We start from the raw sequence: 26,251 nt of genomic DNA on the forward strand, positions 1-26,251 counted from the left end.
GCCAAGGCTATGGAATTACAGTGCCCCAAACGGGCATCCCTGACACGAGGTTTCTACATGAACCAAGCAGTACCCCAGAATTCCACCGTGGTAGCCAAGTTCGGCGGCACCAGCGTCGCCGACTTTGAAGCCATGAACCGCAGCGCCGACGTCGTGCTGGCCAACCCGCAGGTCCGCCTGGTGGTGTTGTCCGCCTCGGCGGGCGTCACCAACCTGTTGGTCGCCCTGGCCGAAGGCTGCGAGGCCGACAAGCGCAACTACCAGCTTGATGAAATTCGTCGCATCCAGTACGCCATCCTCGATCGCCTCGCGGCGCCTGCGGTGATCCGCGACGAGATAGACCGCCTGCTGGAAAACATCGCCATGCTGTCGGAGGCCGCGTCGCTGGCCACCTCGACGGCGTTGACCGACGAGCTGGTCAGCCATGGGGAGCTGATGTCCACCCTGCTGTTCGTGGAAATCCTGCGCGCCCGCAACGTGCAGGCCGAATGGTTCGACGTGCGTAAAGTGATGCGCACCGACGATCACTTTGGCCGCGCCGTGCCGGACAGCGCCGCGCTCAGCGAACTGGCCCGGACGCAGTTGCAGCCGCGCCTGCAGGAAGCGCTGGTGGTCACCCAGGGCTTTATCGGCAGCGAGCCGAAAGGCCGCACTACCACGCTCGGCCGCGGCGGCAGCGACTATACCGCCGCGCTGCTCGGCGAGGCGCTCGGCGTTGGCCGGGTAGATATCTGGACCGACGTGCCGGGCATCTACACCACCGATCCGCGCGTGGTGCCGGCGGCCAAGCGCATCGACAAAATCGGTTTCGAAGAGGCGGCGGAAATGGCCACCTTCGGCGCCAAAGTGCTGCATCCGGCCACCCTGCTGCCGGCGGTGCGCAGCGACATTCCAGTGTTCGTCGGCTCCAGCAAGGATCCGGCGGCCGGCGGCACGCTGGTGTGCAACACCACCGAGAATCCGCCGCTGTTCCGCGCGCTGGCGCTGCGCCGCAAGCAAACGCTGCTGACGCTGCACAGCCTGAACATGTTGCACGCGCGCGGTTTCCTGGCCGAGGTGTTCAACATTCTGGCGCGCCACAACATCTCCGTCGATCTGATCACCACTTCGGAAGTCAGCATCGCGCTGACCATGGACACCACCGGCGCCACCTCCGTCGGCGGCAGCCTGCTGACCACCTCACTGCTGACCGAACTGTCGTCGCTGTGCCGGGTGGAAGTGGAAGAAAACCTGGCGCTGGTGGCGATCATCGGTAACCAGCTGTCGCGCGCCTGCGGCGTGGGCAAAGAGGTGTTCGGCGTGCTCGATCCGTTCAATATCCGCCTGATCTGCTACGGCGCCAGCAGCTATAACCTGTGCTTCCTGGTGCCGGGCGAAGAAGCCGAACAGGTGGTGCGTACCCTGCATCACAACCTGTTCGAATAAGTCATTATCCCTGATTGCGGGCGCAGCATGCTGCGCCCCTGCGTCTAAAAAATCCGTTCAAAACCTGCAGGGGTTCAGCCTGCTGAACCCGCAAAAAACACAACCACACCCATCGTTCTCAATCTGGCTAAGGAAAACCTGCATGTTGGCTCTACTCACGCGTCTCTTCCCCCTGTGGGCGATACTGCTGTCCGTCGCCGCCTATTACACCCCGACCACCTTTACCGGCATCGGCCCCTACGTCAGCCCGCTGCTGATGCTGATCATGTTCGCCATGGGCGTCACGCTGCGACTGGACGACTTCAAACGCGTGCTGGCGCGCCCCGGCCCGGTGGCGGCCGGCATCTTCCTGCACTATCTGATCATGCCGCTGGCGGCCTGGATCCTGGCGATGCTGTTTCGCATGCCGCCGGATCTGTCCGCCGGCATGGTGCTGGTGGGCAGCGTGGCCAGCGGCACCGCCTCCAACGTGATGATCTATCTGGCCAAGGGCGACGTGGCGCTGTCGGTGACCATCTCGGCGGTCTCAACGCTGGTGGGGGTGTTCGCCACGCCGCTGCTGACCCGCCTGTACGTCGACGCCGAGATCAGCGTCGATATCATGGGCATGCTGTTAAGCATTCTGCAGATCGTGGTGATCCCGATCGGCCTGGGCCTGATCGTCCACCATACCCTGACCAAAACGGTGAAGCGCATCGAGCCGCTGCTGCCGGCGCTGTCGATGGTGTGCATTCTGGCGATTATCAGCGCGGTGGTGGCGGGCAGCCAAAGCCATATCGCCTCGGTCGGTCTGGTGGTGATCGTCGCGGTGATCCTGCACAACGGCATCGGCCTGCTGAGCGGCTACTGGGGCGGCAAACTGTTCGGCTTCGACGAGTCCACCTGCCGCACGCTGGCGATCGAAGTCGGGATGCAGAACTCCGGGCTGGCGGCCACGCTGGGCAAAATCTACTTCTCGCCGCTGGCCGCGCTGCCGGGCGCACTGTTCTCGGTCTGGCACAACCTCTCCGGTTCACTGCTGGCAGGGTATTGGTCCGGCCGCCCTATCAAGAAAAAATAAACCCCTGGAGGGACGCAAACAATTGCGTCCCGTTTCTTCCCTGCGAAATTTCGTATTTCCCACTGGTCGGATTGTCATAATTCCCCTCATCCCCTATCATCCGTGAAAAATAAAAATTCAGATTCTTCCTATCCATGCCGATAATGTTGGCAAGAGGAAGAGACGTTCTACTTTTTTTAATTAATTAAGTCGCCAGGGTTGCCCGCCACAAAAGAAGCAGCCTAATTATTATTTAGATATATACCCACCGTCTTATTTGCTGCGGCAAATCAAGATACCTCGCAATGTGCATGTCGCTCATTATTTCGGGCCGGCCCTCGGCCGCCCGTGGTTAACCTCATGGATTGGGCTGGCTGCCCCGGCGGCCTCTCATAATGGATTACAATGATAAAAAAAATCACCGCCTTGACGCTGTTGGTCAGCACGGCCCTTTCCGCCGAAACCCTGCCGGATGCCCACATGATGCGGGATATGTCGATGGGCGAGTCGCGCCGCGCGCTGCAAGACAGCACGCGTGAAGTCAACCAGTTGATTGAGCAACGCCGTTACCAGCAGCTGAAGCAGCAACGCCTGCTGGCGGAGCCGGAGCCGGCCGCGCCCGCCCTGCCGCAGTCCGCGCAGTGCCTGCCGATCGCCGGCGTTTATCTGCAGGGCGTCACCCTGCTCTCGCCGAGCGATTTATCCGCCCTGAGCGCGTTGCCGGAACAGTGCATCAGCAGCAACGATATCAATCGCCTGACCCGTGAATTAACGCGTCTTTATGTGCAAAAGGGCTATATCACCGCGCGCGTGCAAATTGTTCGCCCTAATTCACAAGGAGAATTGGGGTTAAGCGTCACCGAAGGATTTATCGAGAAAATAGAAGGCGGCGATCGCTGGGTCAACAGTCGTTTATTATTTCCGGGGCTGGAAGGCAAGCCGTTGAAATTAACCGAACTCGACCAGGGATTGGATCAGGCCAACCGTTTGCAATCGAATACCACCAAGCTGGATATATTGCCCGGCCATCAGGTTGGCGGTTCGGTTATTCGTTTGCGCAACCAGCATGCCAAGCCCTGGCTGATTACCGCCGGCACGGATAATTACGGCCAAAAAAGCACCGGCCAGTGGCTGGCACGTGCCACCGCCACGCTGGACAGCCCGTTCGGCCTGTCGGACTTCGTCAGCCTGAACGCCAACAGCACGCTGGAAAACCCGGCTCACCGCTATAATCGCGCCTATACCCTGCTCTATTCGCTGCCGTACGGCGCGTTCACCTTCAGCGGGTTCGCCAGCTTCTCGTCCTATGAGAACCACCAGCAGCTGCCGCACAACGTGGTCAAACTGCACGGCCAGACCCAACAGTACGGTCTGCGCAGCGACTACGTGTTTTACCGCGATCACGATCAGATAGACAGCCTGAGCGGACAGCTGACCTACAAGCGCATCGATAACTACTTCGAAAGCGTGCGCCTCGAGGTCAGCAGCCCCACGCTGACCCTGGCCGAGCTGAGCGCCAGCCACCTGCAGATTCTGCCCAACGGGGTGTTCAGCGCCAACCTCAGCGTCGAACAGGGCCTGCCATGGCTGGGCGCCGATCGCCACCCGAGCTCGGTGCACCTCGACAGCCAGTTCACCAAAGGCAAGCTGTTCGCCAACCTCAGCCAGCGTCTCAAGCTGGGTGACGCCACCTATCAGCTCAACAACCTGTTCTATGGCCAGTACAGCCGCGACCCGCTGCCCGGCGTGGAGTGGCTGAGCCTCACCGATCGCAGCGCCGTACGCGGCTTCAGCCGCAGTACCCAGTCCGGCGACAACGGCTGGTATCTGCAGAATACGCTGTCGCGCAGCTTCAATTTAGGCGCCGCCACGCTGACGCCGCGCCTTGGCGCCGACGTCGGCCGCATTTTGCCGCGTCAGGATAACTCGGGCTGGCGCAGCAGCGCCGGGCTGAGCAGCGGCGCCACGTTACGCTACCGCCAGGCGCTGGTCGATCTGGAGGTCAGCCGCGGCTGGATCTTGTCGAACCACGCCACGCCCGAGGATCCCGTTCAGGTGCTGGCGCGCTTTTCTTACACCTTTTAATCAGCAGTTTTGCAGGACCCCACGGCAATATACGGAGATACATGGATGAAAAATAATAACTTCAGACTTTCGGCGGCAGGCAAACTGGCCGCCGCGCTGGCGATAATTCTCGCCGCTTCCGCCGGCGCCTACGCCGGAGAGATTGTGGCAGCCAACGGCGCCAACGGCCCCGGCGTTTCCACCGCCGCCACCGGCGCCCAGGTGGTCGACATCGTCGCGCCGAACGGCAGCGGGCTGTCGCATAACCAATACCAGGACTTCAACGTCAACCAACCCGGCGCGGTGCTGAACAACTCCCGCGAGGCGGGGCTGTCGCAGCTGGCCGGGCAACTGGGTGCCAACCCGAATCTGGGCGGACGCGAAGCCAGTGTGATCCTTAATGAAGTGATCGGCCGCAACCCGTCGCTGCTGCACGGCCAGCAAGAGATCTTCGGCATGGCGGCCGACTACGTGCTGGCCAACCCGAACGGCATCAGCTGCCAGGGCTGCGGGTTCATCAACACCAGCCGCTCCTCGCTGGTGGTCGGCAACCCGCTGGTGGAAAACGGCCTGTTGCAGGGCTACAGCACCCTGGGCAACCGCAATACCCTGAGCCTCAACGGCACCCTGAACGCCAGCGGCGTGCTGGATCTGATCGCACCGAAGATAGACAGCCGCGGCGACGTGATCGTACAAGACTTCACCCACCGCAACGGCAAAGTGACGCCGGCGGCGATCAACGCCATCAGCGGCCTTAACCGCGTGGCGCGCGACGGCAAGGTGCTGGCCAGCGAACAGCCGACGACCGCGCTGGACAGCTACTACCTCGGCAGCATGCAGGCCGGGCGCATCAACATCATCAACACCGCGCAAGGCAGCGGCGTGAAGCTGGCCGGCACGCTGGCTGCCGGCGACGAACTCAAGGTGAAAGCCTACGATATTCGCAGCGAAAGCCGCATTGAAGATGCCAGCAGCAACCGCAACGGCGGCGACAACTACCAGAACTACCGCGGTGGCATCTATGTCAACGATCGCAGCAGCAGCCAGAAGCTGACCCGCACCGAGCTGAAAGGCAAGAACATCAGCCTGGTGGCGGATAACCACGCGCACCTCACCGCCACCGATATTCGCGGCGAAGACATCACCCTGCAGGGCGGCAAGCTGACGCTCGACGGCCAGCAGTTGAAGCAAACTCAAGGTCACACCGACGACCGCTGGTTCTATTCCTGGCAATACGACGTCACCCGCGAACGCGAGCAACTGCAGCAGGCGGGCAGCACCGTCGCCGCCAGCGGCAACGCCAAACTCGTCAGTACTCGGGAAGACGTGAACCTGTTGGGCGCCAGCGTCAGCGCCGACCGGGCGTTGAGCGTCAAAGCGGCTCGCGATGTGCACCTCGCCGGGCTGGTGGAGAAAGATAAGTCCAGCGAACGCGGCTATCAGCGCAACCACACCTCCAGCCTGCGCACCGGCAGTTGGAGCAGCAGCGACGAAAGCGAAAGCCTGAAGGCCAGTGAACTGCGCAGCCAGGGCGAACTGACGGTGAAAGCTGGCCGCAATGTCTCGACTCAGGGTGCCAAGGTCCACGCCCAGCGCGATCTGACGATCGACGCAGATAACCAAATCCAGGTCGGGGTGCAGAAAACCGCCAACGCCAAAGCGGTGCGCGATGACAAAACCTCCTGGGGCGGCATCGGCGGCGGCGACAACAAGAACAACAGCAATCGCCGCGAAGTCAGCCACGCTTCCGAATTGACCAGCGGCGGCACCCTGCGCCTGAACGGTCAGCAAGGCGTCACCATTACCGGCAGCAAGGCGCGCGGCCAGAAAGGCGGCGAAGTCACCGCCACCCACGGCGGCCTGCGCATCGACAACGCGCTGAGCACCACCGTGGACAAAATCGACGCGCGTACCGGCACCGCCTTCAACATCACCAGCAGTTCGCACAAGGCCGATAACAGTTATCAGAGCAGCACCGCCAGCGAGCTGAAGTCCGACACCAACCTGAAGCTGGTCAGCCGTAAGGACACCGACGTGATCGGCAGCCAGGTCGCCAGCGGCGGCGAGCTGAGCGTCACGTCGCAGACCGGCAATATCAACGTCAAGGCCGCCGAGCAGCAGCAGAACATCGACGAGCAGAAAACCGCGCTCACCGTCAACGGCTACGCCAAAGAAGCCGGCGACAAGCAATACCGCGCCGGTTTACGCATCGAACACACCCGCGACAGCGAGAAAACCACCCGCACCGAGAACCGCGGCGCCACCCTCAGCGGCGGCAGCGTGAAACTCGACGCGGATAAGAACGTGACCTTCAGCGGATCCAAATTGGTCGCCGACAAAGGCGACGCCAGCGTCAGCGGCAATAAGGTTTCGTTCCTGGCGGCGGACGACAAAACCACCTCGAATACCGAGCAGACCAAGGTCGGCGGTGGTTTCTACTACACCGGCGGCATCGACAAGCTCGGCAGCGGTGTGGAGGCCGGCTACGAGAACAGCAAAACACAGGCGCAGAGCAGCAAGGCCGTCACCTCCGGCAGCGACGTCAAAGGCAACCTGACTGTCAACGCCCGTGACAAGCTGACCCAGCAAGGTGCGCAGCACAGCGTCGGCGGCACCTATCAAGAAAACGCCGCGGACGTCGATCACCTGGCCGCTGCCGACACCACCAGCAGCAACACCACCAAAACCGACGTCGGCGTGAACATCGGTGCCAACGTCGATTACAGCGCCGTGACCCGTCCGGTCGAGCGTGCGGTCGGCAAGGCGGCCAAGCTGGACGCCACCGGCGTCATCAACGACATCGGCGGCATCGGCGCGCCTAACGTCGGCCTGGATATCGGCGCACAGGGCGGCAGCCGCGAAAAACGCAGCAGCAGCTCGCAGGCGGTCGTCAGCTCGGTGAAAGCCGGCAGCATCGACATCAACGCCAAAGGCAAAGTGCGCGATCAGGGCACGCAATATCAAGCCAACAAAGGCGCGGTCACGCTGACGGCGGACAGCCACCGCAGCGAAGCTGCGACAAATCGTCAGGAAGAGCAGAGCCGCGATACCCGCGGCAGCGCCGGCGTGCGCGTCTACACCTCCACCGGCAGCGATCTGACCGTGGACGCCAAGGGCGAAGGCGGCACCCAGCGCAGCAACAGCAGCGCCAGCCAGGCGGTGACCGGCTCGATCGACGCGGCCAACGGCATCAACGTCAACGTGAAAAAAGACGCGGTCTATCAGGGCACCGCGCTGAACGGCGGCAGCGGTAAAACCGCCGTCAACGCCGGCGGCGATATCCGCCTTGATCAGGCCAGCGACAAGCAGAGCGAAAGCCACAGCGGCTTTAACGTCAAAGCCTCCGCCAAGGGCGGTTTCACCGCCGACAGTAAAAACTTCGGCGCCGGGTTCGGCGGCGGCACCCACAACGGCGAAAGCAGCAGCAGCACCGCGCAGGTCGGCAACGTCAGTGGCCAGCAGGGCGTTGAGCTGAAGGCGGGCCGCGATCTGACGCTGCAGGGCACCAACGTCAAGAGCCAGGGCGACGTCAGCCTGAGCGCGGGTAACAAGGTCGCACTGCAGGCGGCGGAATCGACCCAAACGCGTAAGGAAAGCAAGCTGTCCGGCAATATCGATCTGGGCGCCGGCAGCAGCGACAGCAAGGAAAAAACCGGCGGCAACCTCTCCGCCGGCGGCGCCTTCGACATCGTCAAGGTGAATGAGTCCACGACCGAGCGTCAGGGCGCCACTATCGCCTCAGACGGCAAGGTCACCCTGTCCGCCAACGGCAAAGGCGATGACGCGCTGCATCTGCAGGGGGCCAAAGTCAGTGGCGGCAGCGCCGCGCTCGAGGCGAAAAACGGCGGCATCCTGCTGGAGTCCGCCAAAAACGAGCAGCATAAGGACAACTGGAGACTGGGCATCAAAGCCAACGCCAAAGGCGGCCAAACCTTCAACAAGGACGCCGGCGGCAAGGTCGACCCGAACACTGGCAAAGATACCCACACGCTGGGTGCCGGTCTGAAAGTCGGCGTGGAACAGCAGGATAAAACCACCCACGCCAACACCGGCATCGCCGCGGGCGACGTGGCGATCAACAGCGGCAAAGACACCCGTCTCGCCGGCGCGCGTGTCGATGCCGACAGCGTACAAGGCAAGGTGGGCGGCAATCTGCACGTTGAAAGCCGCAAAGACGTTGAGAACGCGGTGAAGGTCGATGTGGATGCCGGCCTGAGCCACAGCAACGATCCGGGCAGCAGCATCACCTCCAAGCTGTCGAAGGTCGGCACACCGCGTTACGCCGGTAAGGTGAAAGAGAAACTGGAGGCCGGAGTGAACAAAGTGGCCGACGCCACCACCGACAAGTACAACAGCGTGGCGCGTCGCCTCGATCCGCAGCAGGACACCACCGGCGCGGTCAGCTTCAGCAAGGCCGAAGGCAAAGTCACGCTGCCGGCAACGCCGACCGGCGAAAAACCGCAAGGCCCGCTGTGGGATCGCGGCGCACGCACCGTCGGCGGCGCGGTGAAAGACAGCATCACCGGGCCGGCCGGTCGCCAGGGGCACCTCAAGGTCAATGCCGACGTGGTGAACAACAACGCGGTCGGCGAGCAATCGGCGATCACCGGTAAGAACGGCGTGGCGCTGCAGGTCGGCGGCCAAACCCAACTGACCGGCGGCGAGATCCGCAGCCAGCAAGGCAAGGTGGAACTGGGCGGTAGCCAGGTCAGCCAGCAGGACGTCAACGGCCAACGCTATCAGGGCGGCGGCCGCGTCGATGCGGCGGCCACGGTTGGCGGCCTGGCCGCCGGTGCGGCGAAACAGGGCGTTGACGGCAACGTGCCGTTCGTCAGCGGCCATGCCTCAACAAAACAGGCGGATGCCAAAGCCGGCGTGTTCAGCGGCAAATAACGCGCCTTTCCTGCACAACGCCCCCGGTTAAAACCGGGGGCGTTTTTTTACAGCGTGCTCGGGGTGTCTTCCCAGTCGCGATCGTCGTCCTTGGCATCCTGATCCAACACGTTGTAAGCCACCGCGCAGAACAGCGAGTTCAGGCGCTTCATGTCCCCCAACAATCCCAAATGCAACGAACTGGTCTCGATGCTCTGCACGTTTTGCTGGTGCAAACGATCGACGTGCGCGTGCGCGTAGCGGCGATCCAGAATGCGGAAGCGGTGCTTGGAACGGCGCAGGCGTTTGGCGCTGGTGACGTCGCCGGACAGGAACACCGACAGCCCCAGGCGCAGGTTGCCGATCAGCCGTTCGTGCAGCCCGTCCAGCTCCGCCAACCCTTCCGCCGAGAAGGCGCGGCGCGCGGCGTGCGACTTGGCGCCCACGTCGCCGGCCATGCGCTCGATGATGTCGCCCGCCTGTTCCAGGTTGAGCGCCATTTCGATGATCTCCGCCCAGCGGCGCGAGTCTTCCTCGCCCAGATCTTCCTTCTGGATCTGCGCCAGATACAGCTTGATGGCGGTGTACAGCACGTCGACGTCATCGTCGAGGCGCCGCACCTCTTTATCGACCCCCTGCTTACCGTGCAGCACTTCACGTTGCAGGATCATCATGTGTTCCACCACGTCGCCCATGCGCAGCGTTTCACGCGCCGCATTGGCCAGCGCCAGCGTCGGCGTATCCAGCGCGCTGGCGTCCAGATGGCGCGGCCGCATGCGCGGATCGTCGGCCGCTTCGTCGACGATCAGCCGCTCGCACAGCGTCGCCATCGGCCCGGCCAGTGGGATCATCACCAGGCAGCGGATCAGGTTGTAGAACACGTGGAAATAGATCACCAGCTCTTCGCTGCCGCCCGGCAGCTGAGCCATCAAATCCGCCAGATAGGAGACGAACGGCAGCACCAGTATGCAGCCCACCAGCTTGAACAGCAGGCTGCCGAGCGCTACGCGCCGCCCGGCGGCGTTCTGCCCGCTGGCGTTGATCATCGCCAGCAGGCCGCTGCCGAGGTTGGCGCCGATCACCAGACAGAGCGCCACCTTCAGCGAAATCACGCCGGTGGCGGTCAGGGTGGCGGTCAGCAGCACCGCCGCCAGGCTGGAATAGCTGACGATGGCGAACAGCGCGCCGGTCAGGGCGTCCAGCATCACGTCGCCGGTCAGCGACGAGAACAGCACTTTCACCCCGGCCGCCTGGGTGATCGGCGTGGCGGCGGCGACGATCAGCTCCAGCGCCAGCACGATCAGCCCAAGGCCGATCAGGACGCGTCCGATCTGGCCGATCCGCATTTGCTTGCGGCTGAGGAACAGGAAGACGCCGACCAGGATCAGCAGCGGCGACAGCCAGGAAAGATCGAAGGTCAGCACGCGCGCCATCAGCGCGGTGCCGACGTCGGCGCCCAGCATGATCACCAGCGCAGGCGCCAGCCCCACCAGCCCCTGCGCGACGAAAGAGGTCACCAGCAGCGCGGTGGCGTTGCTGCTTTGCACCAGCGCGGTCACGCCGATGCCGGAAACGAACGCCAGCGGTTTTTTCTCAACGCTGTCGCTCAACACGCGCCGCAGATTGGCGCCGTAAACCCGCATGATCCCGGTGCGCACGATGTGGGTGCCCCACACCAACAGCGCCACGGACGAAAGCAGGTGAAGAAGGGTCAGCACGGAAGATACGCTCCATTAACGCCCGGCCAAAGGAGGCTGATACCCGATGCTTGTCACGCGACGCAGAGAGGCGAGCCAAAGGATGACGGGTACAGTGCGCGGTCCCGCCTGCCGGGCGTGGGTCTGGCAGGACAGCGGGCGGGCGGCAGACCGCAGAAGAGAAGGGTTAATGCGGCGGCGGGAAGGCCCCGGCGCCGCGCTGCGAAGTCATGCAACTTCCCGCAATACAACAGGTTCCAAGTGTAGCCCAATTTCCGCGCCGTCGGGCCGCAGGTCGGCCACCGAACGGTTGAGCACGTCAACCAGCAATTCTATCTCGCAAACCTGAATCCGATACCGTACCACATTCCCGAGCAAACTGTGACCCAGGATCACCCCACCGATCCCCTGCCCGGCCGGTAACAGGCCGATGGACTCAGGGCGGATCGCCACCTTGCCGGCATAGCTGCGCCCGGTCAGTTGGGCGGCCTGTTCGGCGGTCAACAGGTTATAGTTGCCGATAAATCCGGCGGCGAAGGCGTCCGCCGGCTGGGTATACAGGGTTTCCGCGTCGCCGCTCTGCACGATCTGCCCCTTGTTCATCAGCACGATGCGATCCGACAGGGTCAGCGCCTCTTCCTGATCGTGGGTGACGAAGATCGCCGTCAGGTTCAGCTCGCGCTGAATGCGCCGGATCTGCTCGCGCAGGTGCTTGCGGATACGCGCATCCAGCGCCGACAGCGGTTCGTCGAGCAGCAGCAGACGCGGGCGAGTGACCAACGATCGCGCCAGCGCCACGCGCTGACACTGGCCGCCCGACAGCTGATGCGGATAGCGCTTCGCCAAATCGCTCAGCTCCACCAGCGCCAGTACCTCCTGCACCCGCTGGCCGATCTGCCCGGCCGCCAGCTTCTGCATTTTCAGGCCGAAGGCCACGTTGCCTTCCACCGTCATATTGGGAAACAGCGCATAACTTTGAAACACCATGCCGATGCCGCGCTTTTGCGGCGCCAGCGGCACCAGATCCTGGCCCTGCAGCAAAATGTGCCCGCTGTCGACCGGGGTCAGGCCGGCCAGACAGCGCAGCAGCGTCGATTTTCCGCAGCCGCTCGGCCCCAGCAGGGTGACGAACTCCCCCTCTTCGGCGGTGAAATCGATATCCTGAAACACCTGGGTCTGGCCATAGTGTTTGTTCAGTCGGGTGACGTTGAGATAAGCCATCGGGTTAGCCCTTGTTTTTATTCAGCAGGTTCGCCAGCCAGGTGACGAGCAGCACCACGGCGAAATAGGAGATGACCAGCGCGCTGGTAAAGTGCCCGCTGCCGTTGCGCATGTTGAACAGGTAGACCTGCAGCGTTTCATACTGGCTGCCCACCAGCAGGTTGGCGAACACGAACTCGCCGATCAGGAACGAAAACGACAGCAGCACGGCGATCGTTCCGCCCTTGCGCAGGTTCGGCAGCACCACCCACAGCGCCGCCTGCCAGGTGCTGGCGCCGAGCAGGTGGGCGGCGTCCATCAGATCGCGCAGGTTGATCGCCTGCATGTTGTTGCTGATGGCGCGGTAGATAAACGGCAGCGCGATGGTGAAATAGCAGCCGACTAAAATCCAGGGGGTGCCGAGCAGCGGCAGCGGATCGGCGGCGAACAGCTGCATCAGCCCCACCGCCGACACCACCGGCGGCACGGCGAACGGCAGCAGGATCAGCACGTTCATCACCGCGTCCAGCTTGGGAAAATAGTAAGCAATCACAAACATCGCCGGCAGGATCACCACCACCGACAGCAGCAGCGTGCCGAAGCAGATCAGCAGCGAATGCCACAGCGCCTGCAAAAAGCGCGGGTCGCTCCACAGCGCCGTCAGCCACTTCAGGGTAAAACCGTCCGGTAAAATGGTGGCGCCCCACTGGGTGGCCAGCGCATAAATCAGCGTCGCCGCCAGCGGCAGCAGCAGGATCAGCAGCAGCAGGCCGGTCACCGTGCGGTGATAGAGGCGTTCAGCACGCGACATGAGCATTCTCCATCCGATTATGAGCGCGCATTGAGGTAGCTCCTGCGCAGCATCCATTGGTGGATTACCGTGATAAACGCCATCATCACCACCAGCAGCATCGCCAGCGCGCTGGCCAGGTTCGGATCGAGGGAGATGTCCCCCGCCACCAACGCCGAGATGCGGATCGGGATCACGTTGAAGTTGCCGGTGGTCAGCGCGTACACCGTGGCGTAGGCGCCCAGCGCGTTGGCCAGCAGGATGACGAAGGTGCCCATCAGCGCCGGCGCCAGCACCGGCAGGCCGATATGCCGCCAGTAGCGCCAGGGGCCGGCGCCGAGCAGCGCCGCCGACTCACGCCAATCGGCGCGCAGCGCATCGAACGCCGGATACAGCAACAGCACGCCCAACGGGATCTGGAAGTAGGTATACAGCACGATCAGGCCGCTCTTCGAATAGAGGTTGAAGCTCTCCATCAAACCGTATTTGCGCAGCAGCAGCGTCAGGCAGCCGTTCAACCCCAACAGAATGACGAAGGCGAACGCCAGCGGCACCCCGGCGAAGTTGCTGGTCATGTTGGTGAACGACATCACGAAGTCATGAAAGCGGGTCTGGCCGAGCTGGCGAAGTGAGTAACTGCCCACTAATGCAATCAGCAAGCCGTAGACGCTCGACCACAGCGAGATCTCCAGCGAGAACTGAAAGGCCTGCAGGTAGAACGGCGACGTGAGGATATCGACATAGTTGCCCCATCCCCAGCCGCTGCTCTCGCTGAAAAAGCTGTGAACCGCGATCCACACCAGCGGGGCGATCTGAAACGCGCCGAACAGCACGATAAACGGCAGCAGGCACAGTGCGGCGATCCATTTGGTTTTGCTGTTCATCGCGCATCCTGCGCCAGCAGCGCCCGGCAGCGCGGCTTGTCATGCGCCGCCTGCAGCAGATCGCAGATCGTGCCGCACAGCTCGGTTTGCTGCGGATCGGCGTCGTCCAGGCTGAAGCCCGCGCCGAACACGAACAGCGGCACCTGGCGCTCTTCCGGCAACACCCCGCCGTGGCTGCGATCGTCGTTCATGCCGTGGTCGGCGGTGACCAGCACCTGATAACCGGCCGCCAGCCACTCGGGCAGGTAGCGCGACAGCGAGCCGTCGGCGCGCCGCGCCGCGTTGCGGTACTGCGGCGAAGAGAGGCCGAAGCGGTGCCCGGCGTCGTCGATGTTCATCGGGTGGATCAGCAGGAAATCCGGCTGATGACGCTGGCGCAGGCTTTCGGCGTCGTCGAACAGGTGGCTGTCGGGATAGCCGTCGTCGTAATAGAAATGGCCGTGCTGAATCGGCAGCTCGGGAGCGTCGGTGTGGCGGTCGCGCGCGGCGTCGAACGGCGTGCGGTTATACAATTCGCTGAACCAATGATACGCGGCGGCGGCGGTGGTCAGCCCGGCGGCGCGCGCGTAATGAAACACGCTTTGTTGATGAGAAAGGCGCGAGACGTGGTTGTGCACCACGCCGCTCTCCACCGGCGTGACGCCGGTGAGGATGCATTCATACAGCGGCCGGGAGAGCGAGGGCAACTCGCTCTCCAGCAGGTACAACCGCCCGCGTCCCGCCGCACATTCGGCCTGCAGATACCCCATGGCGTCATGCGCCACCCGGTAGTTGAGGCCGTCCAGCAGCACGAGGATCGTTTTCATGGTGCGTTAACTCACTGCTGCATAAACATAATGACGTTTTCCTGCCACAGGCGCGGCAGCGCTTTGGCGCTCTGTTCCCAGGCCGCCGGATCGGCGATCGGGTGCGCATTCTTGTACTGCTCGGCCGGCAGCAGCTTGGCCTTGACGTCGTCCGGCAGCGTCAGATGTTCGGCGCGGATCGGGCGGGCATAGCCGCGCGCCAGGTTGATCTGGCCGGCGTCGGAGAAGATGTATTCGCGCGCCAGCTTGGCGGCGTTCGGGTGCTTGGCGTATTTATTGATGATGGTGGTGTAGCCGGAGGTGATCGAGCCGTCCGACGGGATCAGCACTTCAAAACGGGTTTTGTCGATCTGATCGCGGTAGTTCAGGCCGTTGAAGTCCCACACCACGCCAACCTGCACTTCCCCTTTCTCCAGCGATGCGATCACCGGGTTACTCAGGCTCAGGCGGCCGGCCTTGGCCAGCTTGCCGAAGAATTCCAGGCCCGGCTTGAGGTTTTTCTCGTTGCCGCCCATGGCGTAGGTGGCGGCCAGCACGCCGCTGGCCGCCTGCGACGCGGTGCCGACGTCGCCGATGGTGACCTGATAGCTGCCCTTGAGCAGATCGGCCCAGCTGTGCGGGATGTCTTTCACCTGCTGTTTATTGATGATAAAGGCGATGGTGCCGGTGTAAGCCAGCGCCCAGTGCCCGTCTTTGTCTTTCGCCCAGTCCGGCACCTGATCCCAGGTAGAGGGTTTGTAGGGCTGCGTTACGCCCTTCTGCACCGCCACCGGGCCAAAGGCCGCGCCGACGTCACCGATGTCCGCCGTAGCGTTGTTCTTTTCCGCATCGAATTTGGCGATCTCCTGCGCGGAGCTCATGTCGGTATCGACATGCTTCAGGCCGTACTTGCTCAACAGATCTTGCCAGGTGCCTTTCCAGTTGGCCCAGCTGTCCGGCATGCCGACGCTGTTGACTTCGCCTTCTTTCTTCGCGGCCTGCTCCAGCGCCGCCAGATCGGTATCCGCGGCCCAGCTCATCTGGCTGGATAACACGATGGCACTGGTTAACACAGAAGCGCACAAACGTTTCATAACTGATGCTCCAGGTGGTAGTGTGGGGATGGCTGGACTAGTCCAGCAAGGACCAAACCAATCTAACGGACGAATGTGATAATTATATGTCAGCTTAAAAAAGCGACAGTTTTATCACCCGTTGCAACGGCGAAAACGCGACGCTGGTCTACCTTAAGGAAGGCCAAACGCACTGAAACGGGACACCCGCTGTATGAGTGAAGCACCGACGACCGTCGCCACCATCTGCCAAACGCTGAGCGCCCGCATTACCGCCGGCGAGTTCGCCGTGGGCGGCAAGCTGCCCTCCGAACGCGCCCTGAGCGAACAGTTCGCCACCACCCGCATTACCTTGCAGGAGGCGCTCGGCCAGTTGGAGGCGCAGGGCGTCATCTACCGCCAGGTGCGGCGCGGCTGGTTCATCTCGCCTCCACGTTTGATCTACAACCCGCTGCAGCGCAGCCATTTTCACGCCATGGCGCAGCAGCAGGGGCGCGCCGCCCATACCGAAGCGATCGACAGCGCGGTCGTCACGCTCGACGCGCAGCTGGCCGGCCGCCTGGCGCTGCCCCCCGGCGCCGAGGCCTATCGCATTCGCCGGCTGCGCTACATCGACGGACGTGCGGTGCTGTACTGCGAGCACTACCTCAATCCGGCCTATTTCCCCGGCATTCTGGACGAAGATCTGACCCAGTCGCTGACCGCGCTGTACGCCGCGCGCTACGGCATTCACTACGGGCGGGTGCGTTTCGACATGCTGCCCACCCTGCTGCCGCAGCAGGCCGCCGCCATGCTGAAGGTGACCTACGGCAGCCCGGCGCTGTTCATTACGCGGGTGAATCGCGATCAGCACGACAGAGTGATCGATTGCGACCTGGAATATTGGCGGTACGACGCGCTGCACATCGACGTGGAAGCGCTGTAAATGACAAGGGCGCATCGCTGCGCCCTTGAAGAGGAAAGTCAGTCGGCGTCGTAGCCGAGGTTTGGCGCCAGCCAGCGCTCGACCTCGCTCACGCTCATCCCTTTACGCGCCGCGTAGTCTTCCACCTGATCGCGCTGGATCTGCGCCACCGCGAAGTACTTGCTCTCAGGATGGCTGAAGTACCAGCCGGATACCGCCGCTCCCGGCCACATAGCGAAGGACTCCGTCAGTTCCATGCCGGTGTGGCGGTTGACGTCCAGCAGCTGCCAGATGGTCGCTTTTTCGGTGTGCTCCGGGCAGGCCGGGTAGCCCGGCGCCGGCCGGATGCCCTGATAGTTCTCGCGGATCAGTTCCTCGTTGCTCAGGCTCTCGTCGGCGGCATAGCCCCAGTGCAACTTGCGCACCTGCTCATGCAGGTATTCGGCGAAGGCCTCCGCCAAACGATCCGCCAACGCCTTGACCATGATTTTGTTGTAATCGTCGTGCTGCGCGTCGTACGCCGCCGCCAGCGCGTCTTCCTCCAGCCCGCCGGTCACCGCGAAGGCGCCGAAGTAGTCGGCCTTGCCGCTGCTTTTCGGCGCCACGAAGTCCGCCAGGCAGTAGTTCGGGAAGTCGGTTTTTTCCGTCTGCTGACGCAGATGGCGGCTCACCGCCAGCACCTCGCCGCGCCGTTCGTCGCGGTACACTTCCACGTCGTCGCCGACGCGGTTGGCCGGGAACAGGCCGTAAACGCCACGCGGGTTGAGGCTGCGCTCGGCGGCCAGCCGATCCAGCATCTGATTGGCGTCGTGGAACAGGCGCTTGGCCTCTTCCCCCACCACCTCATCCTCCAGGATGCGCGGGTATTTGCCCGCCAGCGACCAGGTCATGAAGAACGGCGTCCAGTCGATGTAGTGGCGCAGCGTCTCGATGCCGGCCGCCACCGGAAACACGCCGAGCTGCCGCGGCGCCGGCGGCTGATAATCGGCCCAGTCCAGCGCCATGGCGTTGGCGCGCGCCTTCTGCAAATCGACCGGCGGCGTGCGCGGTTTTTTGCGCGCGTGCTGAATGCGCACCGTTTCATATTCTTTGCGGGTGCGCGCCACAAACTCGTCGCGCTGGGTGGCGGACAGCAGTGCCGACACCACGCCCACGGTGCGCGAGGCGTTCTGCACGTAGGTGGTCGGGCCGCTGTAGTTCTGCTCGATTTTCACCGCGGTGTGCGCCTTGGAGGTGGTGGCGCCGCCGATCAGCAGCGGCAGCGTAAAGCCCTGGCGCTCCATCTCTTTGGCCACGTTGACCATCTCGTCGAGCGACGGCGTGATCAGCCCCGACAGGCCGATGATGTCGACGTTCTCCTCGCGCGCGGTGCGCAGGATTTTCTCCGTCGGTACCATCACGCCAAGATCGACGATTTCATAATTGTTGCACTGCAGCACCACGCCGACGATATTCTTGCCGATGTCGTGCACGTCGCCCTTCACCGTCGCCAACAGGATTTTCCCCGCGGAGGTGCCTTGCTGCTTGCTGGCCTCGATGTACGGTTCCAGGTAGGCCACCGCCTGCTTCATCACGCGGGCGGATTTCACCACCTGCGGCAGGAACATCTTGCCCTCGCCAAACAGATCGCCGACCACGTTCATCCCGGCCATCAGCGGCCCTTCGATCACTTCGATTGGGCGTTCGGCCTGCTGCCGCGCTTCTTCGGTGTCCAGCTCGATAAACTCGGTGATACCCTTCACCAGCGAGTATTCCAGCCGCTTCTCCACCGGCCAGCCGCGCCACTCCGCCTGCTGCACCGCCGCTTCGCCGTCTTTGCTGCCGCGGTACTTTTCCGCCAGCTCCAGCAGGCGTTCGGTGCCGTCCTCGCGGCGGTTGAGGATCACGTCTTCTACCGCCTCGCGCAGCTCAGTAGGCAGATCGTCGTAAATCGCCAACTGCCCGGCGTTGACGATGCCCATGTCCATGCCGTTGCGAATGGCGTGATACAGGAACACCGCATGGATCGCTTCACGCACCGGATCGTTGCCGCGGAACGAGAACGACACGTTGGACACCCCGCCGGAGATCATCGCGTGCGGCAGGTGGGTTTTGATGTCGGCGCAGGCTTCGATAAAGTCGACGGCGTAGTTGTTGTGCTCTTCGATGCCGGTGGCGACGGCGAAGATGTTCGGGTCGAAAATGATGTCTTCCGGCGGGAAGCCAACGCGTTCGGTCAAAATTTTATAGGCGCGGCGGCAGATCTCGAACTTGCGCTCGCGGGTGTCCGCCTGGCCCACTTCGTCGAACGCCATCACCACCACCGCGGCGCCGTAGCGGCGCACCAGTTTGGCGTGGTGGATAAAGGCTTCTTCGCCCTCCTTCATCGAGATCGAGTTGACGATGCCCTTGCCCTGAATGCACTTCAGGCCTTTCTCGATAACGGACCACTTGGAGGAGTCGATCATGATCGGCACCCGAGCGATATCCGGCTCGCCGGCGATCAGGTTGAGGAAGCGCACCATCGCCGCTTCGGCGTCGAGCATCCCCTCGTCCATGTTGATGTCGATGATCTGCGCGCCGCTCTCGACCTGCTGACGCGCCACGTCGAGCGCCTCGTTGTATTTCTCTTCTTTGATCAGGCGCTTGAAGCGCGCCGAACCGGTGACGTTGGTGCGCTCGCCGACGTTGACGAACAGGGTGTTGGCGTCGATGGTCAGCGGCTCCAGACCGGCCAGGCGGCAGGCGACCGGGAGCTCCGGCAGCCGGCGCGGCGGCACGCCCTCGACCGCCTTGGCCATCGCGGCGATATGTTCCGGCGTGGTGCCGCAGCATCCGCCGATGATATTGAGAAAGCCGGCCTGCGCCCACTCCCCGACCTGGCGCGCCATCTCGGCCGCATCCAGATCGTATTCGCCGAAGGCATTCGGCAAACCGGCGTTCGGGTGCGCGGTGACGTAGGTCTCCGAGATGCGCGCCAGCTCGGCGACGTACTGGCGCAGCTCGTCCGGGCCCAGGGCGCAGTTCAGGCCGAAGGTCAGCGGCTTGACGTGGCGCAGCGAATTGTAAAACGCTTCGGTGGTCTGGCCGGACAGGGTGCGGCCGGAGGCGTCGGTGATGGTGCCGGAAATCATGATCGGCAGCTCCACCCCCAGTGCTTCGAATTCGGTTTCCACCGCAAAAGCGGCGGCCTTGGCATTCAGGGTGTCGAAGATGGTTTCGATCATGATCAGATCGACGCCGCCTTCCACCAGCGCGCGAGTCGATTCTCGGTAAGCCGCCACCAGTTCATCGAACGAGATGTTGCGGAACGCCGGATCGTTGACGTTCGGCGAGATGGACGCGGTGCGGTTGGTCGGCCCCAACACCCCGGCGACGTAGCGCGGTTTTTCCGGCGTGCGCGCCGTCCATTCGTCGGCGCAGGCGCGCGCCAGACAGGCGGCCTGATAGTTAATCTCGGCGGACAGCGACTCCATGTGGTAGTCGGCCATGGCGATGGAGGTGGAGTTGAAGGTATTGGTCTCAAGGATATCGGCGCCCGCCTCAAGATAGGCGTAATGAATGGCGGTGATCACTTCCGGCTTGGTCAGCACCAGCAGATCGTTATTGCCTTTCAGATCGCTGCGCCAGTCGGCGAAACGCTCACCGCGAAAATCGCGCTCGTCCAGGCGATAGCTCTGGATCATGGTGCCCATGCCGCCGTCCAACACTAAAATGCGCTGCGCTAACTGGCGGCGCAGTTGTTCTACTCGATTCGTCACTGTAACCCCTTCCATTGCCATCCAGCCCATTGCTCAACTGCCGCAAAAACCAACGAGTCATCCTAGCACAGCTTGTAAGGACAAAGGGCCAGGCGACAATTGAGAGTTTTTCAGGTTGTGCGTCAACACCTCCGATGAGCTGACGGCGGCTTGCAATTCATCGACAAAAAACGAAAATGAATTCCATCATACGGAAAAAGGAATCTCACCCATGGCCACCCCTGCTCCCGCCAAGCGCGGCAAGAAGCCCCGCGCAGCAGCCCCCGCCGCCAGTGCGGCGACCGGTCAGGTACAATCGTTGACCCGTGGCCTGAAACTGTTGGAATACATTTCGGAAGCCCAGGGCAACGTGGCGCTGACCGATCTGGCCCAGCAGGCCGGCCTGCCGAACTCCACCACTCACCGCCTGCTCACCACCATGCAGCAGCAGGGATTCGTGCGCCAGGTCGGCGATCTCGGCCTGTGGACCATCGGCTCGCACGCCTTTGTGGTCGGCAGCAGCTTCCTGCAAAGCCGCAACCTGCTGGCGATGGTGCATCCGACGCTGCGCCGCCTGATGGAGGAGTCCGGCGAAACCGTCAACCTGGCGGTGCTGGATACCAGCGAGTACCAGGCGATCATCATCGATCAGGTGCAGTGCACGGCGCTGATGCGCATGTCGGCGCCGATCGGCGGCAAACTGCCGATGCACGCCTCCGGTGCCGGCAAAGCGTTCCTCGCCACCCTGCCGGACGATCAGGTGACCAAACTGCTGCACAAGAAAGGCATGCACACCTACACGCCGCATACCCTGACGCCGCACAACCTGAAAGAGGGGCTGGCGCAGATCCGCAAACAGGGCTTCTCCTTTGACGACGAAGAGCACGCGCTCGGCCTGCGCTGCGTGGCGGCCTGCATCTTCGACGAGCACCGCGAAGCCTTCGCCGCCATTTCCATCTCCGGCCCGGTGTCGCGCATCACCGACGATCGCGTGATCGAGCTGGGCGCGCTGGTGATCCACGCGGCGAAAGAGATCAGCCTGGCCTACGGCGGCGTGCGCTAATCCCGCTCATCCGAGGGGCGCCCCAGCGCGCCCCTGCTCCCCTGCCATGCTCTGTTGTCAGCATGTAACAGGCTGTCGGCATCCTGTTTAGCGCACAGGCAAAAAGCTTGAAGCCGATCACAGTTAACGATCCTCACGGCGAAAGCCCATTGCAACCGCTCACACTTCCTTCGACAATGTTACCGATAACATGTTACCGGTAACAATCAGACTGAACGAAGGTAACGTCACCCGGTGTTTTGGAGCCAAACCATGACCAACAATCAAAATCGCATTTACGTCGTTATGGGCGTTTCCGGCAGCGGCAAGTCCGCCGTCGCCGCCGCCGCGGCCCGCCAACTCTCCGCCGGCTTCCTCGACGGCGACTTCCTGCACCCGCGCAGCAATATCCTGAAGATGGCCGCCGGCGAAGCGTTGAACGACGACGATCGCGCGCCGTGGCTGGCCGCGCTCAACGACGCCGCCTTCGCCATGCAGCGCACCAACAACGTGTCGATCATCGTCTGTTCGGCGTTGAAAAAGCAGTATCGCGACCGCCTGCGCGCCGGCAACGGCAACCTGTCATTCATCTATCTGCACGGCGAGTTCCCGGTGATCGAATCCCGCCTGGCGGCGCGCAACGGCCACTTCTTCAAGCCGCAGATGCTGGTCACCCAGTTCGCCGCGCTGGAGCAACCGGGCGCCGACGAGAACGACGTGATGGCGATCGACATCAATCAGCCGCTGGACGCGGTGATCGCCGATACCGTGCGCCATATCCAGAGCTTCCTGCCGCAGGACGTGTGCGCGTGAGTACCGTAACGCTGGTCGGTACCGCAGTCGGCTCGGTTTTACTGCTGTTATTCCTGGTGATGAAGGCACGCATGCACGCCTTCGTCGCGCTGATGCTGGTGTCCATCGCCGCCGGCATCTTCTCCGGCATGCCGCTGGAACACATCGCCGACACCATGCAAAAAGGCATGGGCGACACGCTGGGCTTCCTGGCGATCGTGGTGGCGCTCGGGGCGATGTTCGGCAAGATCCTGCATGAGGTCGGCGCGCTCGATCAAATTGCGGCGCAATTGCTGAAACGATTCGGACAAAGCAAGGCGCACTACGCGCTCGGCATCGCCGGCCTGATCTGCGCGCTGCCGCTGTTCTTCGACGTGGCGGTGGTGCTGCTGATCGGCATCGTGTTCGCCGTGGCGCGCCGCACCGACGGCAATATCGTCAAGCTGGCCATCCCGCTGTTCGCCGGTGTGGCCGCTGCCGCCTCCTTCCTGCTGCCGGGGCCGGTGCCGATGCTGCTGGCGTCGCAGATGAAGGCCGATTTCGGCTGGATGATCGCCATCGGCCTGGTGGCGGCAGTGATCGGCATGCTAATCGCCGGCCCGCTGTACGGCAGCTTTATCAGCCGCTTCGTCAACTGGCCGATGCCGCCGGAAGAGAATGAGCCGACGCTGATCAAGGGCAATCTGCCGTCGTTCGGCTTCAGCCTGGCGCTGGTGCTGTGCCCGCTGGTACTGGTCGGCATGAAGACTATCGGCGCGCGGCTGGTCACTCCCGGCTCGCAGCTGCAGCAGTGGCTGGAGTTTATCGGCCACCCGTTCACCGCCATTCTGCTGGCCTGCCTGATCGTGATTTACGGTCTGGCGAAACCGCGCGGCATGAGCAACGAACAGACCCTGGCCATCTGCTCCGCCGCGGTGCAGCCGGCCGGAATCATCCTGCTGATGACCGGCGCCGGCGGGGTGTTCAAGCAGATCCTGGTGGATTCCGGCGTAGGGCCGGCGCTGGGTGACGCCATGATCGGCGCCGGCCTGCCGATCGCCGTGGCCGCCTTCGCGCTGTCCGCCATGGTGCGGGTGATTCAGGGCTCGGCCACCGTCGCCTGCCTGACCACCGTCGGTCTGGTGCTGCCGGTCACCAGCCAGCTCGGGCTGAACGGCGGGCAACTGGCCGCGCTGGCCATCTGCATCGCCGGCGGCTCCATCGTGCTGAGCCACGTCAACGACGCCGGCTTCTGGCTGTTCGGCAAATTCACCGGCGCCAACGAACTGCAAACGCTGAAAACCTGGACGGTGATGGAAACCATTCTGGGCAGCGTCGGCGGCGCCATCGGCATGATTGCATTCACGATGTTTTAAATCCTGAATCGCCCCCGGCCTTGCACACCAGGGCTGCAAATCACCCCCGGGGGCACCGCCACAGGCGGCGACTATAACAACAGCAATGTGAGGAAGGCATGATTAATCCAACCTTGTCCCGTGTCACACAGCGCATCATCGACCGTTCCCAGGCCAGCCGCGCCGCCTATCTGGCGCGTATCGAGGCGGCCCGCGCCCAAACCGTCCACCGCGCGCAGCTCGCCTGCGGCAACCTGGCCCACGGCTTCGCCGCCTGTCAGCCTGATGACAAGGCGTCGCTGAAAAACATGGTGCGCAGCGATATCGCCATCATCACCGCCTATAACGACATGCTGTCGGCCCACCAGCCGTACGAACACTACCCGCAGCGGCTGAAGCAGGCGCTGAAAGCGGTCGGCGCCGTGGGCCAGGTGGCCGGCGGCGTGCCGGCGATGTGCGACGGCGTGACGCAAGGGCAGGACGGCATGGAGCTGTCGCTGATGAGCCGCGACGTTATCGCCATGTCGGCCGCCGTCGGCCTGTCGCACAATATGTTCGACGGCGCGCTGTTCCTCGGCATCTGCGACAAGATCGTGCCGGGGCTGGTGATGGCCGCCCTCTCCTTCGGCCACCTGCCCGCGCTGTTCGTGCCGGCCGGCCCGATGAGCAGCGGCCTGCCGAACAAGGAAAAAGTGCGCGTGCGCCAGCTGTACGCCGAGGGCAAGGCCGACCGTTTGGCGCTGCTGGAGGCCGAGGCGGCCTCTTATCACGGCATCGGCACCTGCACCTTCTATGGCACCGCCAACACCAACCAGATGGTGATGGAAGTGATGGGTCTGCATCTGCCGGGCGCCTCCTTCGTCCATCCGGACACGCCGCTGCGCGACGCGCTGAACGACGCCGCCGCGCGCCAGGTGACCCGACTGACCGATACCGCCGGCAACTACCTGCCGATCGGCCGCCTGGTGGACGAGAAAGTGGTGGTGAACGGCATCGTCTCGCTGCTGGCCACCGGCGGCTCCACCAATCTGACCATGCATCTGGTGGCGATGGCGCGGGCGGCGGGCATCATCATCACCTGGGACGATTTCTCGGAGCTGTCGGAGGCGGTGCCGCTGCTGTGCCGCATCTACCCGAACGGCCCGGCCGACATCAACCAATTCCAGGCCGCCGGCGGCGTGCCGCTGGTGGTGCGCGAGCTGCTGCAACATGGCCTGCTGCACGAAGACGTGCACACCGTGGCCGGTTTCGGCCTGCGCCGCTACACCCAGGAACCGTGGCTGGACAACGGCCAATTGGTATGGCGCGAAGGCGTGGCCGGCTCGCTCGACGCCAGCGTGATCGCCAGCGTCGCCCAGCCGTTCGAACATCATGGCGGCACCAAAGTGATGGCCGGCAATCTGGGCCGCGCGGTGATGAAAACCTCGGCGGTGCCCGCCGATAACCAGATCATCGAAGCGCCGGCGGTGGTGTTCGACAGCCAGCACGATATCGTGCCAGCGTTCGAAGCCGGCAAGCTGGATCGCGATTGCGTGGTGGTGGTGCGCTTCCAGGGGCCGCAGGCCAACGGCATGCCCGAGCTGCACAAACTGATGCCGCCGCTGGGCGTGCTGATGGATCGCGGCTTCAAAGTGGCGCTGGTGACCGACGGCCGCCTGTCCGGCGCCTCCGGCAAGGTGCCTTCCGCCATCCACGTCACCCCGGAAGCCTATAGCGGCGGCCTGCTGGCGAAAGTGCGCGACGGCGATCCGATCCGCGTCAACGGCCGCAGCGGCGAGCTGCAGGTGCTGGTCGACGCCGACGAGCTGGCGCGGCGCGCGCCTTGCCAACCCGATCTGAGCGCGGAACACATCGGCTGCGGCCGCGAGCTGTTCGGCGCGCTGCGCAGCCAGCTGTCAGGCGCCGAGCAGGGCGCCTGCTGCATCAAATTTTAATCGATAGCCTGGCCGCATCGCCGCCTGGCGGCGGCCACATAGGAGAACGTCAGCATGAACAAGTGGACAACAAGCGCCGAGCAGATCCTGACGGCGGGGCCGGTGGTGCCGGTCATCGTGATCAACAAGCTGGAACATGCGGTGCCGTTGGCGAAAGCGCTGGTCGCCGGCGGCGTGCGGGTGCTGGAGGTGACGCTGCGCACCGCCTGCGCCATGGACGCCATTCGCGCCATCGCCCAAGAGGTGCCGGAAGCGATCATCGGCGCCGGTACGGTGATCAATCCGCAGCAGCTGCGGGAAGTGACCGAGGCCGGCGCGCAGTTCGCCATCAGCCCGGGGCTGACCGACGAGCTGCTCAAAGCCGCCACCGCCGGTTCCATTCCCCTTATACCGGGCATCAGCACCGTTTCCGAACTGATGCAGGGCATGGATTACGGCCTGCGCGAGTTTAAATTCTTCCCGGCGGAAGCCAACGGCGGCGTAAAAGCGCTGCAGGCGATCGGCGGCCCGTTCCCGCAGGTGCGTTTCTGTCCGACCGGCGGCATCTCGCCGGACAATTACCGCAGCTATCTGGCGCTGAAAAGCGTGCTGTGCATCGGCGGCTCCTGGCTGGTGCCGGCGGATGCGCTCGAAAGCGGCGACTACGCGCGCATTACCGAACTGGCGCGCACCGCCGTCGCGGGCGCCCAGGCCTGAG

The 26,251-nt window shown here is 63.5% G+C and carries 17 protein-coding genes; 10 read left to right on the top strand and 7 right to left on the bottom strand.

All coding sequences use genetic code 11. The features are described from left to right. Positions 1–57 precede the first annotated feature (57 nt). From lysC to GUC32_RS22285, 4 genes are all read left to right on the top strand, one after another. Entirely contained in the window at positions 58–1,425 is a 1,368-nt protein-coding gene (gene lysC, locus GUC32_RS22270) for a lysine-sensitive aspartokinase 3 (protein WP_164099892.1), read from the top strand. 142 nt (positions 1,426–1,567) lie between these two features. Next, on the top strand, positions 1,568–2,485 hold the full coding sequence (gene panS, locus GUC32_RS22275; protein ID WP_025304471.1) for a ketopantoate/pantoate/pantothenate transporter PanS: 918 nt from the start codon (positions 1,568–1,570) through the stop codon (positions 2,483–2,485). A 384-nt stretch (positions 2,486–2,869) separates the two neighbouring features. Continuing rightward, positions 2,870–4,549 (top strand): ShlB/FhaC/HecB family hemolysin secretion/activation protein, encoded by a 1,680-nt coding sequence (locus GUC32_RS22280; protein ID WP_043139641.1) that lies wholly within the window; start codon positions 2,870–2,872, stop codon positions 4,547–4,549. Between the two features lie 45 nt (positions 4,550–4,594). After that, the gene (locus GUC32_RS22285) at positions 4,595–9,421 is read left to right on the top strand and encodes a hemagglutinin repeat-containing protein (protein WP_369435439.1); all 4,827 of its coding nucleotides are present in this window, start codon (positions 4,595–4,597) and stop codon (positions 9,419–9,421) included. Between the two features lie 47 nt (positions 9,422–9,468). Here GUC32_RS22285 and GUC32_RS22290 read toward each other — a convergent pair whose 3' ends face one another. The 6 genes from GUC32_RS22290 to GUC32_RS22315 form a co-directional block, all read right to left on the bottom strand. Beyond that, positions 9,469–11,118 carry a Na/Pi cotransporter family protein gene (locus GUC32_RS22290; RefSeq protein WP_016930295.1) on the bottom strand — a complete coding sequence of 550 codons (1,650 nt, stop codon included), beginning with the start codon at positions 11,116–11,118 and terminating at the stop codon, positions 9,469–9,471. A 207-nt stretch (positions 11,119–11,325) separates the two neighbouring features. After that, positions 11,326–12,318, bottom strand: coding sequence for an ABC transporter ATP-binding protein (locus tag GUC32_RS22295; protein ID WP_164099894.1), 993 nt, complete (start codon positions 12,316–12,318; stop codon positions 11,326–11,328). Between the two features lie 4 nt (positions 12,319–12,322). Then, a complete protein-coding gene (locus GUC32_RS22300; RefSeq protein ID WP_025304475.1) occupies positions 12,323–13,108 on the bottom strand; it encodes an ABC transporter permease in 786 nt (261 codons plus the stop codon). 17 nt (positions 13,109–13,125) lie between these two features. After that, entirely contained in the window at positions 13,126–13,971 is an 846-nt protein-coding gene (locus GUC32_RS22305) for an ABC transporter permease subunit (RefSeq protein WP_016930298.1), read from the bottom strand. Continuing rightward, positions 13,968–14,777, bottom strand: a complete 810-nt coding sequence (locus GUC32_RS22310) for an alkaline phosphatase family protein (RefSeq protein WP_043139627.1) — start codon at positions 14,775–14,777, stop codon at positions 13,968–13,970. Before GUC32_RS22310 ends, GUC32_RS22305 begins: the two co-directional genes overlap by 4 nt. Before the next feature lie 11 nt (positions 14,778–14,788). Further along, positions 14,789–15,850, bottom strand: a complete 1,062-nt coding sequence (locus GUC32_RS22315; RefSeq protein ID WP_004936660.1) for an ABC transporter substrate-binding protein — start codon at positions 15,848–15,850, stop codon at positions 14,789–14,791. Between the two features lie 193 nt (positions 15,851–16,043). Between GUC32_RS22315 and GUC32_RS22320 the strand changes: the two genes are divergently transcribed. Next, the gene (locus GUC32_RS22320; protein ID WP_060448005.1) at positions 16,044–16,754 is read left to right on the top strand and encodes a UTRA domain-containing protein; all 711 of its coding nucleotides are present in this window, start codon (positions 16,044–16,046) and stop codon (positions 16,752–16,754) included. Between the two features lie 38 nt (positions 16,755–16,792). Here GUC32_RS22320 and metH read toward each other — a convergent pair whose 3' ends face one another. Next, on the bottom strand, positions 16,793–20,488 hold the full coding sequence (gene metH, locus GUC32_RS22325; protein ID WP_197791245.1) for a methionine synthase: 3,696 nt from the start codon (positions 20,486–20,488) through the stop codon (positions 16,793–16,795). Between the two features lie 196 nt (positions 20,489–20,684). On the opposite strand from metH, the gene iclR reads away from it, so the two are divergent. The 5 genes from iclR (at position 20,685) to GUC32_RS22350 (ending at position 26,250) form a co-directional block, all read left to right on the top strand. Continuing rightward, on the top strand, positions 20,685–21,515 hold the full coding sequence (iclR, locus tag GUC32_RS22330; protein ID WP_004936648.1) for a glyoxylate bypass operon transcriptional repressor IclR: 831 nt from the start codon (positions 20,685–20,687) through the stop codon (positions 21,513–21,515). 252 nt (positions 21,516–21,767) lie between these two features. Then, positions 21,768–22,307 carry a gluconokinase gene (gntK, locus tag GUC32_RS22335; protein ID WP_004936645.1) on the top strand — a complete coding sequence of 180 codons (540 nt, stop codon included), beginning with the start codon at positions 21,768–21,770 and terminating at the stop codon, positions 22,305–22,307. Continuing rightward, the gene (gene gntU, locus GUC32_RS22340; RefSeq protein WP_049204440.1) at positions 22,304–23,641 is read left to right on the top strand and encodes a gluconate transporter; all 1,338 of its coding nucleotides are present in this window, start codon (positions 22,304–22,306) and stop codon (positions 23,639–23,641) included. Before gntK ends, gntU begins: the two co-directional genes overlap by 4 nt. Positions 23,642–23,739: 98 nt before the next feature. Next, positions 23,740–25,554: a phosphogluconate dehydratase gene (gene edd, locus GUC32_RS22345; RefSeq protein ID WP_142591245.1), complete on the top strand. Its 1,815-nt coding sequence runs from the start codon at positions 23,740–23,742 to the stop codon at positions 25,552–25,554. 54 nt (positions 25,555–25,608) lie between these two features. Further along, positions 25,609–26,250 carry a bifunctional 4-hydroxy-2-oxoglutarate aldolase/2-dehydro-3-deoxy-phosphogluconate aldolase gene (locus GUC32_RS22350; protein WP_049296301.1) on the top strand — a complete coding sequence of 214 codons (642 nt, stop codon included), beginning with the start codon at positions 25,609–25,611 and terminating at the stop codon, positions 26,248–26,250. Position 26,251 lies beyond the last annotated feature (1 nt).

It is taken from the genome of Serratia sp. NGAS9 (genome assembly GCF_009905295.1).
GTDB classification, from domain to species: domain Bacteria; phylum Pseudomonadota; class Gammaproteobacteria; order Enterobacterales; family Enterobacteriaceae; genus Serratia; species Serratia bockelmannii.